Consider the following 16,232-nt stretch of genomic DNA (forward strand, 5'->3'; position numbering starts at 1 on the left):
AGAATATTGGATGGCTATGAAACGGGAAAGTGTAGAAGAATTTTCTGCACAATTGTCAGCTCAAATTTGGGGACACAGATTTAAAGATGGTCAAAAAGGACCTGAGTATGTACTAGAATTTTTAAATGTTTTAAAAGGAACAAATTATAATTTTTCAGCAAAAGACTATTTTAGAGTCCGCTCAACAGGACTTAGACAGTTTATATTTGAAGGTGATAAAGAAGGAGCAAAAGCTGAAATTGTTAGCCTTACAACTGAACAAAAAGAATCTCTATATAAACTTGTTGAGAATAAAGATGAGCTAAATGTAATACGAGATTTTTTTCGCAACTTAGAAATACCTTTAACTGACGGAACTGGAAAGACAGCTAATAGATCTTGGTATGCCAAAACGTTATATCCTTTACATGAATCTTTATTGTTTTTTGAGCTAAGAACACATAATAATAACAGTAACAAATCTTATAGTTATGAAAGAAACTTCTTTGCTAGGGGCGGAGAACTATATTTTCTTATGCTTTCTCATGGTACTGAAAATAATTTAGTCCTAAGAAATAAAATTGAGGAGCGTCTGCAAGAACTTCTAGGAAGGAATAAAGCTATAGAGAATATTGTAAGTAAAATCTCTAACTGCCTTGAAAAAGGAAGCCAAAAGAAAAAAGTAGAAACATATCCTTTAAAAAAAGTTGAAGGTAATACAAAAGAATACCCTTATTTACCTACTACTAACAATCCTCTCTATATTGAATTTGCAGAGGAATTTTATAGATTAATTAGTTTAAATATAGATATATACGAACTATTTGAGTTAATGACTAGTTTAATTACGTTCCAATTAGCACGATATATGTTAAATCGAGCTCTAATAAATAAAGATGATTCTTTTTATATGTTTTTTGATTGTTTAGGTGCACAGGTTGGACCGATTCAGAAACTATCAGCTAAATCTTTTAGTGAGAATGAGTTACTAATTAAAAATAAATTCGAACATTACTTTCAACAAATATTTACTGAAAAACTCAATTCAGAAGAATTTGTAAATGAAAATCTAGCACAATGGCATGAAAATCCTGAAGAATTAATTAATATACTAGGCCTAAGCCGTTTATCTAAAGTTAGGAAAAACAAGATAGCTAAGATTATACAAAAATGTAATTTTTATTCGGATATAATGACAAAATTGTTTATTGTTGTAAAAGATATAGTTTCAGATCAATTGAAAAAACATCAATTAAGTATTGTCAGAGGATTGGCAAGAGATGGGGGATTTGGAGGGTATCGCAAAGGAAGTAAATATAGATACTTTATGTCTGATAATTTTATTCAGGTGTTAGTTTATGCAAATTTAGAGCCTAATAAACAAATGGAATTTAATATATTTTTAGAAAAATTGTATAAAAAATATGGATTTATTATTGGAGAACTTCAAGCAAAGGGAAATGGCATTTATGAAAAGTCAAAATTAAATGTTAGCTATTTTCAAAAAAATGAATATGCACTTAGAGAAAAATTAAGACATAATGGTCTTCTAATTGAGTACTCAGACGCTACTGCTATGATCAGTAATCCATATGAATACTCACAGGCAGGGCAGGTGGTAGAAAATGAAAACGTATAATCAGATATTAGGGAAATGGATTTTTAATATATTATTAGCACATTTTAAAGAACAGAAACAAGAAATTACTGATAAATTATTTATTAAAATAAATGGTTTAACAAATGAAAATGTGGAGGCTGTTTTATGTGAATTAAAGAATAGATCTAATTTATTGGAAGAATTTTATTCACTTACAGTAAGGACAATTAAACCGGTTAATGGATTTAGTGATTACAAACTTCAACCAATAGAAACAAGCACTTGGTTACGTAATTATACTTTTTCAGGAAATGCACTTGTAATTATTATTAATGATCATACACCAGAGGCACAAAGCTTAGAAAATCTTTTCTCAATTGATGAAGCATACTTACTTTCGGATTTTGGATTGAAGAGTTTATACTCCCTACTTTCTGAATATGGAATAGCTGCGGAAGAAATTGAAAGTCTACAAGAATTCTTTAGAATGTATAGTAGTTTAACTGAACCACAACTCCGTTATATCTTAAGATTCTTAGATAAGGTAGTAAATCAAGATTCACCCTCTATTATAGAAAAGATTCAAACAAATTTACCTGAACTTAATTTATTTAGAGATAAAAATTTAATTATTGGAAGTAAAGGATTAAAAAGATTAAATGCTAACTTCTTACTTGCAAATCTTCAAAAAAATAACGGTGATTTAGATACTGAAAAATTACAGAACAATCTTTATACATTTATTGAAGCTGAAGAAAAAAATAATTTTACTAATGAGATTTGGTCTGGTGTTAATCCTTCCGAATTTGAATTAGAAGTAATTGATTTTCTTAATCATAAGAATTTAATTCTCTTAAAATATGACTTTAATGTAGTAGAGTCGGTTTTAAATTTCAAAACTAAAACGACATTACCTGAAAAGATTAGAGAAACCTTAACTCTTAATAGTAATCTAATGAAAGAACAAATTGAAAAAATTGAAGATGGAATTAGCGAAATTGAAAAAAATCAAAATGCTGATGCTATTCAAGATTTCTTTGAAGAATTTGAAAGTGAATTATCAAAGACACCAGGTTTAGTCAAAGCCATTAGTAGGCGTATTGAAAAACTTCGGCATCCCAAAATTTATTGTGATTTAATAAATGCATTGCACTATGAAGCTTTTTCAATGATTGAAGAAAATACTAGTGCAATAAATAATACTTCTTATCTTAGGTTAACAATCAATTCAACCAAACTAACATTTAAGGCAAGTGAACTTCTTAAGATATACCTTAAAAACTTTACTAGTGTTGTTCCAATGATTAAATTAGATAACAATTTGTTAGATAATATTAAAATTGATGAATCTGCAAATGAAGAGGAGTTATCATTCAAACTTACGTTAATTAATAATGATCAATCCTTCTCTCAAGAAACCTTTAAAGTTACAGGGTTTAATGATCTTAAGTTACTTTCCTTAGTAGAAGCCATTTTTGAACAAAAAATACCATATCTTAGAAACTATCAAGAAGAAGAAATTGAACTACTTGATGTTAAAGAATTGGTATATAAACAAATTCAAGGTTACATATCAATTAATGAACCAGGTGTGAAAGAGCATTACAATCTTTTCTCGGCTTTTCTTGAAAAATATACTAATACTCTTAATAAGGTAGTAACTGATGGTATTTTTAGTATTGAGATAAATACTTTAAAAGAAGAACTTAACTTATTGTTAAGAGGAGTTACTTCTTCGGTGATTGTCTCTAGTCACATTTATAAATTTATAAATAATATTGGTTCGATTGATACTCTCGATGTTAAATTAGGCCAATCTGGATATAGTGATGAAAGGGTTGTAACAATCTTTCACCCAATAAGATTAATCAGTTATATCTCTAGGTACCAAAGTCTTAATGAACAAATAACAGAATGGATTAATCGAAGTATCCATAGTGATTTAGAAGTGACAAACTTAGATGATTATCTTGAGTATGTAAATGAAAAAACTCTACATCTTGCTCCAAGATATTTTTCTAGTGACGGAGATGATTCTTTTCTAATTGAAGTAAATGAGGTATTAGGTGAGGGTCAATTTATTCTTAATTCAAAACGAACTGAGAATATGGATTATCTTTCTACAGAATTATCTGAAGAGCTTGTTAGAAGTGTAAAAAACTACTTTGAAGTGTATCCATATGCTAAAGACGGAATGGATATCTTATTTTTATATTGTCAGAGTGCCGATATCATTACAAAGTCAATCGATGTTTTATTTAATAAGATCAAATCGTTACGAAAATTAAAAATCACTGTTCATTCAACTCAAGCTGCATATGTACACCAGAAAATTAATCAGTGGATTAAACAAAAAGAAGAGTACACAAATCCAGATAGATTTGGGAAATTCCCAAGCGTTGAAGTGAAAGTGATTTCTGGTAATACTATAAACGAAATTTCAAGACAGATAAATTCACATATGATTGATGCGGATTTAGTAGTCTTAGCCGATTATTTTGGCCAGAGTAACCAAATAAAATATGACTTTGACAAAATTGAATTTAGACAAACAGATAACTGGTTTGGTGTGGTTTATAAAGAACCATTATTAGAAACTGAACAAATGAAACGAATCTCATATGTAAGTGAAGATTTACCAGAATTATTAAAGTCTTTCTATCAATTACAGTACATTTATCAGAAAAAAGAGATGCTAGCTCCTAATGAATTATATATATTGAAAAACAAAATTTCACTATCTAATTTCTCTGATAATGAGTTAATTGATTATATGCATGAGAACTTTAATTGGATTATGTTTATGGATCGATATCTTGATAAGTCATTATTGGAAAAAGCCTCGTCAAAAGCACAAATTATCCAATATAAATCTAAAGCTGGAACAAATAAAAACTTTAAATTAATAGTTTCATCTTCTGAATATATTAAGAAGCTAAATTCCAATAATCATGACTATGAATACTATGATCGTTTAAAAAAGAAACTTTCATTAATTTTGAAAAATGATTATATTAGTAAAGCGAAAATTGTAGATGCTGTTAATCATGTTAAATCTATTTCTGGCGCATTAGTCCTTAAAGCAATTGGTCCAGGGAAATACTCTCATGAATTAGTGGCAACTTATTTAAGTAAAAAGTATCGCTCTATTGATAATAGTAAACTTCAGGTATGGTCAGTCTGTGATGAGCTTCCTTGGTTCGGTAAGAACAATAGAAGACCGGACTTAATTATTACTACAATTAACGAAAATGATGGAACTATAAATTTAGATTTTGAACTACTTGAATTAAAGTTTGTAAATCAATCACTTTTCGAAAGAGAGAGATATGATGCAATAAAGCAGATACAATCGGGTAAGAACCTTTATGAGAAGATATTTGACTTTAATCAAGAAAAAATTGATGCAGATTACTGGAGAAATGAGTTAATTCACTATTTTATTGAAAGGGAAGCCTATTCTCCTGAAAAAGCATATCTCCTGAAGAAACTTCAAAATGTAGAAATTGAACAAATTAATGTCAACATTCATTCTTCTATTGATTCCTATTGCTATACTTCGAATCTTTATGAAAATCGCTTTGAACAATTAGATGCTGATGTTTACCTTGATATAATTGAAGGGGAATATACAAATTATATTTATAATCGTGCTTATATTTTAAATGCTTTAGGAGTAGAGGTTATAAATGAACCTGAATATGAAGAGTTAGAAAATAACAATACTTCATTCTCAGAAATTATAATGGAAGATATGGCTACTACAGACTTAGATAACATTGATGAGGGACCTTCAAGTTCTGACCTTGATTCTGAAAATGGTGATACAGAAACTAAGATAGATACAACCAGGGTAGTTGGGGGAAATCCACCGGAAAATAAAAGCAAATATAGTCAGTATGAAAGTGGTTCAACAAGTGGTAATGAAAACGTTGTTGTTTATCCTGATTTAGTTTATTCATTTGCCAAGCATTACCCTGAGGTAGAAGCATTAAAAAGTCTAGAACTAAATCGAAAAGATATTTCCTATGATCATTCAGATATAAAGCGTAAGTATGTTACTACACTTGAAACACATTTTAATAGAAATAACTTAAATGTTAAAGTAAATGAAGTTATCATAGGTTCAAGTGTTACTAGATTAATATTAATACTACCTTCCTCTCTAAATATTGATAAAGTGTTGAGAAGAAGAAAAGATATTCAGATTTGGTTAGGTATAGATCAAGAACCTAATATGTTTATTGATAAAAATGGGTTAAATATTGATATTGTTAGAGATGAACCTGATACAATTTATTTCGAGGAATTTATGGCTATTGCAAGACAACAAATAAATAAAAAAATTAATCAATCGAATTTAATTGCTCCAATGGGATTTGATCCATTAAATAATGTGATTAGTATTGATCTATCAGACCCATCTACACCTCACTTACTAACAGGTGGTACTACTGGGAGCGGAAAGAGTGTAACATTAAATTCAATTATTTTGGGAACAATGTGTTTTTACGAACCATCAAAGCTACAGTTTTTATTTATTGATCCCAAGCAGGTAGAGTTTGCAAATTATGAGAATCTACCACATACAGAATCTGTTGTAACAAATATTAATGAAGCAGTTGATACTCTCAACATGATGGTAGAGGAGATGGAAAGAAGATATAGTTTGTTCAAAAAAGAGTTTGCAAGTAATCTCGATGAATACATTGAACTTACAAAAGAAGAATTACCAAGAATTGTAATTGTGTTTGATGAGTTTGCAGACTTTATGAGTCAGGAAAAAGAAATTGTTAATCAGGTAGAAAATGCTATATTAAGATTAGGTCAAAAAGCACGGGCAGCTGGCATTCACTTAATTATTTGTACACAAAATCCAAAATCCGACATAATTAATACAAACATTAGGAACAACCTGGGTGCAAGACTTGCATTAAGAGCAACGGATTCTAATGCATCTTCCATTATCTTAGGAGAAAGTGGTGCTGAAAACTTAGGTGGGAAAGGTGATTTCTTGGCCAAAACGTCTAGTCAAAAAGTGATAAGAGGTAAAAGTCCTTTCTTAACGGCTGAGGTGAAGCGAGCATTGCTTAAGTATTTTATGTCAAAAAGGAAATAAAGTTTAATGCATCTAGATTATTTATCTAGATGCATTTTATGGCCTCTTTTTATCACTTGATAGAATTCTTCAGAAGTTTCACATTGCACTCGAAAGGCTGATAATTATGGCATACGGACAACATCAAAGTTTTTACCTTAGAGATAGATGGCTAAATAAGGCAATAAAACATTTAATTGAAGATGAAAGGTTCTTTTATGATAAAGAAGCATTTGAAAAGATTGGACTTGGAAAAAATATGGTTCAATCATTAAGATTTTGGGTTGTTGCAACTAGAGTTGTGGAGGAAAAGTTTAATAATGACAGAAAAAAAATACATTTGATAACTCCTCTTGGGAACATCATTTATAAATATGATAAATTTATTCAGTTTAGAGATACAGCATCAATTATACATTATAACCTGGCAAAAGAAATAGAGCCAGCTACAACATGGTATTGGTTTTTTAATAAACTTAACGAAATAACTATTAAAAAAGAAAATCTTAATAAGTCACTAAATGATTGGGTTGTATTTAATGAAGATAAAAAGATTTCTATAAGATCATTGAGCAGGGATGTTGATTGTTTAATTAAGCTTTATACAGCTGGTCAAAGTATATTAGATCCTGAAGAGAATATCCAGAGTCCTATAACTAAGATAAATCTATTAAAAGAAAATAAGGGAAACATTATTAAAAATTCACCTTCAATAGATGATGTTGGCGATACAGCATTATTATATACATTAATTAAATATGCGGAAGATCAAGGAATTGATAATGTAAGTGTAGAAGAAATTGCAACAAAAAAAGGGCTATGGGGTAAAATATTCAATTTAAATAGAGCAACGATAGTGAATGCTTTAGAGAAATTTACTAATCAACCTAAATACTCAATTAAATTTACTAGAACAAATAACCTAGATACAGTCAGACTTCCTGAAATTTCTTCTCTAGAGTTTCTAGAGTTTGAATACAAGCGAAAGGTTGAGACACTAGTATGAATAAAAATAAAAGATATTTTAAATCTAGTGTAAATATTAAATTTGATTTAGGAAAAAAGAAATATTTTCGCGAATATTTACCAACTCCATCTCATGCTGAATCATTACAAAATATATTATCAGGGTTTAATGAAAATAGTGGAAAACATTCTCATATAATTATTGGACCGTACGGAACTGGTAAGTCCCTCTTAGGAACATTAATTAGTGGTATGGCAGCAAAAAGTGTTAACAAAAGTACTTTTGAGCTTCTAAAAAAGAAATTCAATAAAGTAGACGATGAAATATATGATCAATTAACTCGATTTGAAAAAAACGAAAAAAAATATCTTCCGGTTATCTTAAATGGAAATGAAGGAAGTTTTAGGAAATCTATTATTTCTGCAATTATGAGAACGATTGAAGAAAATGAATTAGACATTGTAGTACCTGGCATCATTAATAAAATTCTTAAAATTGTTGATAAGTGGGAAGGTGAGTTCCCTAGGACGTATAAAGAATTTATTAAACTACTTAAAAATTCTGATCGGAACATTGAAATATGGAAAGTAAATGTTCTTAATTTCGAGAAAGAGGAAATTAACTGGTTTAAAAGTATTTTCCCATCATTATCTTCTGGCGCTGAATTTGTTATAGATTATAAAGAAGATTTCATTGAGCAAATTATGTTTATTATCGATGAACTAGATAAACGAAATTTAGGACTATTAATAGTTTATGATGAATTCGGTCGTTTCTTACAAAGTATTGAAACCAATCTGATTCATGAGACTATGCAAGATTTGCAGGATCTTGCAGAATTAAGTGATCATTACGAAAACCATTTGCATTTATTATTTATTACACATAAGAATTTACGTCACTATTTTTTTAAACTAAGTGAGGAATATCAAAATGAATTTCAACGAATTGAGAAAAGGTTTAATCTTTACCAAATAGACAGCGACCGATCTACTTTTATTCGCTTAACAGAAGCTGTACTTTCGAGTTTAGATTATCCATTGGTGATTCCAAATGTAACTGAATCAAACCTAAAGAAAGAATTGAGAAAGTATCCTTTATTTGCTAATTTGAACCAAGTAGAAATAGAAAAACTTGTGATTAAGGGTGCTTATCCTGTACATCCTGTTACCATGTTTGTGCTTCCATATATGTCAAGTCAATTCGGTCAAAACGAACGAACATTGTTTACATTCTTACAAAGTAATGAGCAAGGTGGGTTAATACATCATATTGAAAATTATACAAATAAATTCTATTTACCTGATCAATTATTTGACTTTTTCTTTCCTGAAATTGAGCTTGATGGACGAATAGAATGTAATAGTTTACAAATTTATATTAAACTATTACCTAAAATACCGACAGAAAAAGAAAATTTATTTAAATTATTTAAATTAATTTCATTGTGGTCCATTATCAATCTACATTCAAAACAGAAACTTGCTATTGATTTCATCAGTTTCGCTTTAAATGAGAGCAAAGATTACGTGGAAGAATTACTTGAGGAACTAGTGAAGCTAAAAGTAATAAGATTTAACAGAATAACGGGGGATTGGGAATTATTTGAAGGGAGTTCAATTGATGTAGAACATGAAATCAACAACATTAAGGAAACAACTAGTATTACTGTAGAACAAAAAAAGAAAATACTTGAAAAAACATTAAGTAAAAAATATTTTTTAGCTAATGATTATAATGATGAAAAAAGTATGACTAGATTTTCGTCAGTTCAGATCACTTTAAGTTCAGAATTACTAGATTCAAGTTTTGATAGCTTACGTATTCGTAATGAGAAAAATTCGGATGCGATTGTTAACTATGTCATTTTGGAAGATATTAAAGATCGTGAAAAAGTAATTAATCTCTTAAAATTAAAGAATGATCAAAATACTTTCTATTGTGTGTCTAATAAAGGAATAGATGAAATTAAGGAAGATCTAATCAATTACTATATTCTTTCGAACTTAAAGTCAAATACTGATTTCATTAGAAAGGATAAGGATTTATTACGTGAAATTACAATAAAATCTGAAGATCTGTTCCATTCGCTTACTAATTTTATGAAGAGTTATAGTGGTTTTAGTAGTGAATTGGTTTGGATTCATGAAGGTAAAGAGATCAAAATTAAGAACGACATTGTCTTAGAGAAAGAACTTTCAAAATTAATGTTCAAGAAATACCCTTTAACGCCAGAGATAAGAAACGATTCATTTGTAAGAAGAAAAATAAACTCTGTTCAACAAAAAGCGGGATATAAAGTAGTAGATAGCATTATCAAGGACTATAATAATGAGGAATTTTCTATTGAAGGAAATGGTCCAGACTATCTCATTTACGCTACAATCTTCAAGAATAACCAACTATCTCTTAGAAATCTTAAACAAATAATTTCAGATGAATTTAGAAGTATTCGAAAAGACTTAATTCAGGAACTCGAGATAAACAGTTATGGAAATCTAAGTAGCTTAACAAATATCCTAAAAAGTGAACCTTATGGATTAAGGTCTCCACTTATTCCAATAATCCTTATAAGTTTATTAAGAGATAAATGGGATCAATTAATGTTCTATCGAAATAAAATGTATGTTCCTGAGATTACTGGTGAGAAATTATATCAAATGGTTGAAGAAGATTCAGAGTATAAATTTGTATACTATAATTTTGATGAAAAATACAAACCATTGTTTCAAACTATCAGTGATGTTTTTGGTGATTATGTTTCAGATTCGGTACAAAAAAATTCAAGTCCAATTCTTTTAAGTAATGGAATATTAAACTGGTTAAGGCAATTACCAAGATTCACTCAAGTTACAAACAACATAGATTCTAATCTTAAAGAATTCAGAAGTATAGTAAAGAGAAGTGAAATAGATCCTAAATCTTCTATTGATAGATTATATGACAAGTATGCTTCAGATTTATCATTATTTATTAGACATAAAGAGAGCCTTGAAAGCCATCTTAATAATTATAAAAGATCATTAAAAAATCGTTTACTTAACCTAATAGGGTGTAAATGTTTCAAGGAATTAAACAAATGGGCGAATGTAAAAAATTCTATAATCAAAAAGAATAATTCTTTAGTTAATGGTATTCTTAATGCCTCTGAGGAAGATTGGATCGAGTCCATTATTTTAACTATTGTTGGTGTAAGAATAGAAGACTGGTCAGATACTACGGAACAGATGTTTGAACAATTAATTCTAAAGGAATATAATTCTAATCAAAATGAATTAACTCAAAGAGACTATCTAACAATAAGTATAAATGGGGATGACAAAGCAATTACTAAAGTAGATCTATCAACCAAAACCCAAACCATTTATAAGAATATTCATCGTATGATAAAAAACGCGGGAAGAAACGTTTCTAAAGAAGAGGTTGAGTATATGATCTATCATTTAGTAAAGGAATTTGTTGATTAGAGGAGAGATAATATGGAAAGAAAGACCGTCCATGTGGCCATGTTCAGTGGTGGAGCTGCTAGTGCATATGTAGCATATAAAATGGTCCAAGCACATGGAAAAGAACACTGTATATTGTTTTTCACCAATACATTATGGGAAGATGATGATAACTATAGATTTATGGACGAAGTTGCAGACTATATCGGAATTGAGATAACAGAAAGAATAGATGGAAGAACTCCAGAGGAAGTATTTTATGACTATCGATTTCTAGGTAATTCTAGATTAGCTAAATGTTCGGAAGAACTTAAAGTCTATCAGACTGTTGTATTTCTTGAAGAATTAAGAGATAAACATAACCTTGAGCCAATTCTTTATTTTGGAATTGGTCCTCATGAAACTCATCGATCCGATAATTTAAGAGAATTTTATAAACATTATCCTCTCGAGCCAATTGAAACGAGGTTTCCAATGATTGAAACGTTTAGAGAAGATATTGATGCTAAGACCATTATTCAAAATGGTTGGGGAATTAAGCTCCCAAGAATGTATGAACTAGGTTTCTCTCATGCTAACTGTGGAGGGCGTTGTGTACGAGGAGGTTTTGGCCACTATGCGCTTTTATACAAAGTATGGCCAGGCCGTTATAAAGAGCAAGAAGAAATGGAAGAAAACTTTCGTAAACATTTTGAAAAAAACGTCTCTATTCTCAAAAAAGACGGTAGACCATTTACTTTGAAAGAGTACAGGGAACAATTGGATAGAGATGGCGTGAGTAACTTTGTTAATATTAAAGATGAAACCGTTCCTTGTGTTTGTACTTTTTCTTAAAATAATATTAATATAACTATTAACTAACAAGGCTGCTTTTAGACAATGTTTGGACTTCAGACTTGTCTATTTTTTTGTCTATATACAATGGAAATAATCTTGAATTATTAATTAGTTTTAACCTTGTGTAACTGTTAAACTAATGTGAACAAAAGAATACTAGATAATATTGATCACTATTTTACCTGATTATTAGAACAATCCAGGAAAAACTATTTGAAGAGGATAGCATTTTATTACTGCCTGCCAATGAATACTAGTGTAAAAGTTATGAATCTTTTAAAGCTGATAAATAAGGTATTTGTCATGATATCCTACAATACAGTGGAGATTTTGAACGAAAGCATTATCTGGTTGACAGTCATTTTTGATTGAATGGGCAGTCTCGAAAGGCGATGAAATTGCATCTAATACTTTAATTTGAGGCCAAACGCTCTATGAAACATTTTTCCTCCATCCTTTGGTATTATTGATTTTGAAAACTAGAATTGGGAGTGTATGAATTAAGAAATCGTAGAAAGGATACTGTAAAAATCTCTTTAAAAACTGAATAAAAACTATTGGCATAAATTTTGTATAAGGAAGAATTTAAATGGAAATGATAATCTATATAAATTAATTAAATATTGGTGATTATACAGTGGGAAACTTTAAAAGTTTGAGATTTGGACAACGAGTACAAGTTTATCGGAATATCCGAAAAAATATGTTTTCGATAATAGATAAAAAATCTAAACGATTAATAATACATTGTAATTCAATTCTTTTATCTAGTGTAGAATTTAAGGTTAGCGCAAAGGGTAGAGAAAGAGTCCTCAGGGAAAAACAAAAACGTATACATGCTTATGTTGAAGGTGATTTCGTACGCTGTGAAGTTAATAATATTATATCCAATGTAAGCAAAGTATACTATAACCCATATTTTACAGAGAATTTTATTAACACGGAAACTGGTCAATCTATTTTTAATGCAAAAAAATGCTATTTAATTCAAGGAGAATGCTTTATCTAAATCATTATTGGTAACAGTTATGTAACTGGGAACCCAAATCGTGTTAAGAAGATGTAAACGCTAGAATAAAGTTGACAGTTTTCGCTTGATTAGATTTTACACTTTTGCTCTATCAGCCTAATACTCTAGTAGAATAGTTTGTGACGTTATTTTGCTGGAGGTTAGGATTTTGGAGGAGAAATTAGTGTTATATGTAAAGATTCAGGATTTACATAAACGGAAGTTTAAAGTAGCACAAATCGCTAAGGAGCTTAAGATCTCAAGACCAACTGTCTATAAATATTTAGATATGAGTTTTGATGAAGCAAAAGCTTATACTGAACAGCCACTTGGGAGGAAAAAGAAATTAGACAGCTACAAAGACTGGATACTTGCCTGGTTAGATGAGTACCCTCACCTGAGTGGTGCACAAATTCATGATTGGCTTCTGGAGAGATACCCCGACCTAGTGGTCGGTGGAAGTACTGTGAGATCTTATGTTAAAGAAGTCAGGGAAATCTATCAGATTGAGAAGAAGGTAATTGTTCGTCAATATGAAGCAGTTCCTGAACAACCAATGGGGAAACAACTTCAGGTAGACTGGGGTGAAACAAAACAGAAGACTACTGACAATAAAGAGATCAAACTGTACTTCATTGCGTTTGTACTCTCTCACTCAAGGCAGAAATACATGGAGTGGCAGACACGTCCTTTTACTACAAGAGATGCGATCCGGTGTCATGAAAATGCATTTCAATTCTACGGAGGACGCACAGAAGAAATCGTATATGATCAGGATCACTTAATTACGGTGAGCGAGAATGCAGGACAGCTACTTTTAACATCTGAGTTTCATAGTTATGTTAATGAACCTAAGTTCAAAGTTCACTTATGCAGAAGAGCTGATCCGGAATCTAAGGGTATGATTGAAAATGTAGTGAAGTACATAAAAGGCAACTTCGCAGACAGTCGAGTCTTCAATGACATAGAGGATTGGAATGACCGAGCATTACAGTGGCTCCAGCGGACCGGGAACCATCAGGTTCATCAAACAACGAAAAAAAGACCAGCAGAAGTGTTTCTCCTCGAAAAGCAACACTTACAGCCAGTCTCTTCGTTACTTTCATATGAAAGTACCAATAACCAAAGTATAACAAGAAGTGTAAGCAAGGACAACACGATCCGTTATAAGTCAAACCGTTATTCCGTCCCACTTGGGACTTATCAAACAAATTCTGAGAATCTTGTTTTGATTGAAGTTAAAGGTGACGAACAACAGACTCTCGTGATTCGAAAGCAAGCAGAAGGTGAAATCATTGCCGAGCATAGCATCTGCTTAGAAAAAGGAAAGCTCATTCAAAATCGCAATCATACCCGTGATCGCTCAAAAGGGGTTGAAGAATTTAAACAACGCCTGATCTCTTTTTTTGAAAATCAGAAACAGGCATCTGCTTATTTTGATGAGATCAGTCAAAGATACCCAAGGTATCGTAGAGACCAGTTCGCGATCATTTACCGGGTAATTCAACAGTATCCAGCGTTTATTGATAAGGTGATGACCAAGTGTATGACAGAAAGGCTGTATAGTGCTAACGATTTTCGTGATGTTACACATCACATTTATACAACGCATCATGAGCCGGTAAAAGAGGTAGAATCCCTTTATACCAATCCAGCAAAACATTCTAACATCAAAACCTCTACCCGTTCTCTGAATGCATATACTAGCATTTTAGGAGGTCGGGCATGATGAACAAGACTGTGAATGAATTGCAGGATCAATTTCGTCAGTTACGTCTATCAGAAACTGCGGAGGAGCTCCCACAGCTTCTTCGCGAAGCTGAAAAAGCTTCATGGACCTACTTAGAATTCTTAGAGTCTATTACGCGATATGAACTAACAAAACGTGAAGCAAAAAGCCTTGAAAAAAGAATGAAATGGGCACGCTTTCCTTTCGTAAAGTCATTAGATGAGTTTGAATTGAAAGGTCAAAACGTTCTGACAGCCCGGCAACTAGCACAACTCAGAGAATTAAGTTGGCTGGAACAGCAGTACAACTTAATTCTACTAGGTCCACCTGGCATTGGAAAAACATACATCGCAATTGGACTGGGGCTCGAAGCCGTTTACAGCGGGTTCAATGTCTACTTCGCTACAATGGGTGAGCTTGTACAGCTCTTAAAGACAGAAGAATATCTGAACAAATCAAAGGTACAACTCAAACGAATTAGAAGTGCTGACCTTGTGATTATCGATGATTTGATGTATATGGCAATGGATCAGAGAGAAGCGAACTTATTCTTTCATTTGATTAACCATTTATACGAACGAAGTTCGATCATTCTTACCTCAAATAAAAGTCCAGATGAATGGGGTAATTTAATTGGGGATCAAGGCATTACGACAGCTATTTTGGATCGTTTACTTCATCGTGTGGAAGTCATACATGGTGGAGAAGATGAGGAAAGTCATCGGATGAAAAACCGGAAGAGAATGGGAAAAAATAATGTGATCGATCTAAGCGGATTACAAAAGCCTGTTACAGACGATGAACAAAACCTTTTTAGATAATGACAGTTTTTTATTATGGGATTTGTAGATAAAGTCTTTTCTAAATATTTCAGAGATTATCAGATGGTCATAGTCTGTATCATATAGAGTAATAGTATCAATAGATGATAAAAACTGTTTTTCACATCCTCGACGTTAGAGGACAGAAAGATATTTGAAGGAATTTTTAATATTAGAAGAATGTAAGAGGTACTTCCTTCTACTTAAAGTTGTAATCATTTACAAGTAAAGTAAAGAGAATTAGTCTTTCAAGATAACCGCAAGTTTATTCTTCAGAAGCTTAATACTACAAAAAATAGTCTAAAGGAAATGATCAACTGGATGTAGATTACGAACTTGATAAACAACTGATATATCCCAAAAGTGACTTAAAATAAAAGCAAAAAAATTTATAGTTTTTTACCCGTTTAAAATAATATGGAGCCAATCATTCATTCATTAATTTGATTTATATAATTCTGGTGTGAGTTTTGTGTCAAGCTTTCAAAGGGTTTCTTTGGTAAGTAGTCTTTCTTTACCATTTAATTACATTAAAAAACCTTCTTGGAGGACTCTGTACAGAGTCCTCCAAGAAGGTTTTTTGGCTCAAATTGTACATTTGTTTAAGTGGAGTTGATGGGAATCGAACCCACGACCCTTTGCCTGCCAGGCAAATGCTCTCCCCCTGAGCTACAACCCCGAATAATAAAAATTGAGGTAATTAATTCCTACAATTAGCAACGCTCCCCCAACTGAGCTAATGCCCC

Annotated in this window: 8 protein-coding genes and 1 tRNA gene; 8 read left to right on the forward strand and 1 reads right to left on the reverse strand. The window is 31.1% G+C overall.

Features of this window, described 5'->3' with window-relative positions:
* The first annotated feature begins 10 nt into the window (after nt 1–10).
* From IC621_RS15055 to istB, 8 genes are all read left to right on the forward strand, one after another.
* Nucleotides 11–1,618: a hypothetical protein gene (locus tag IC621_RS15055; protein ID WP_191159142.1), complete on the forward strand. Its 1,608-nt coding sequence runs from the start codon at nt 11–13 to the stop codon at nt 1,616–1,618.
* Nucleotides 1,605–6,698: an FtsK/SpoIIIE domain-containing protein gene (locus IC621_RS15060; protein WP_191159143.1), complete on the forward strand. Its 5,094-nt coding sequence runs from the start codon at nt 1,605–1,607 to the stop codon at nt 6,696–6,698. The genes IC621_RS15055 and IC621_RS15060 overlap by 14 nt, the downstream gene beginning before the upstream one ends.
* A 106-nt stretch (nt 6,699–6,804) precedes the next feature.
* Nucleotides 6,805–7,683 (forward strand): DUF4007 family protein, encoded by an 879-nt coding sequence (locus IC621_RS15065; protein ID WP_191159144.1) that lies wholly within the window; start codon nt 6,805–6,807, stop codon nt 7,681–7,683.
* A complete protein-coding gene (locus IC621_RS15070; protein WP_191159145.1) occupies nt 7,680–11,111 on the forward strand; it encodes a hypothetical protein in 3,432 nt (1,143 codons plus the stop codon). Before IC621_RS15065 ends, IC621_RS15070 begins: the two co-directional genes overlap by 4 nt.
* Before the next feature lie 12 nt (nt 11,112–11,123).
* The gene (locus IC621_RS15075) at nt 11,124–11,924 is read left to right on the forward strand and encodes an adenine nucleotide alpha hydrolase family protein (protein ID WP_224752559.1); all 801 of its coding nucleotides are present in this window, start codon (nt 11,124–11,126) and stop codon (nt 11,922–11,924) included.
* 640 nt (nt 11,925–12,564) lie between these two features.
* The gene (locus IC621_RS27360) at nt 12,565–12,936 is read left to right on the forward strand and encodes a hypothetical protein (RefSeq protein ID WP_449809731.1); all 372 of its coding nucleotides are present in this window, start codon (nt 12,565–12,567) and stop codon (nt 12,934–12,936) included.
* A 184-nt stretch (nt 12,937–13,120) separates the two neighbouring features.
* Nucleotides 13,121–14,665: an IS21 family transposase gene (gene istA / locus IC621_RS15080; RefSeq protein WP_191159179.1), complete on the forward strand. Its 1,545-nt coding sequence runs from the start codon at nt 13,121–13,123 to the stop codon at nt 14,663–14,665.
* Entirely contained in the window at nt 14,665–15,486 is an 822-nt protein-coding gene (gene istB / locus IC621_RS15085) for an IS21-like element IS643 family helper ATPase IstB (protein ID WP_191159180.1), read from the forward strand. Before istA ends, istB begins: the two co-directional genes overlap by 1 nt.
* 607 nt (nt 15,487–16,093) lie before the next feature.
* Here the strand turns inward: istB and IC621_RS15090 are convergent.
* A tRNA-Ala gene (locus IC621_RS15090) sits at nt 16,094–16,165 on the reverse strand.
* Between the last annotated feature and the right edge of the window lie 67 nt (nt 16,166–16,232).

The sequence above is a fragment of the Metabacillus arenae genome (genome assembly GCF_014773385.1).
In the GTDB taxonomy this organism is placed as follows: domain Bacteria; phylum Bacillota; class Bacilli; order Bacillales; family Bacillaceae; genus Metabacillus_D; species Metabacillus_D arenae.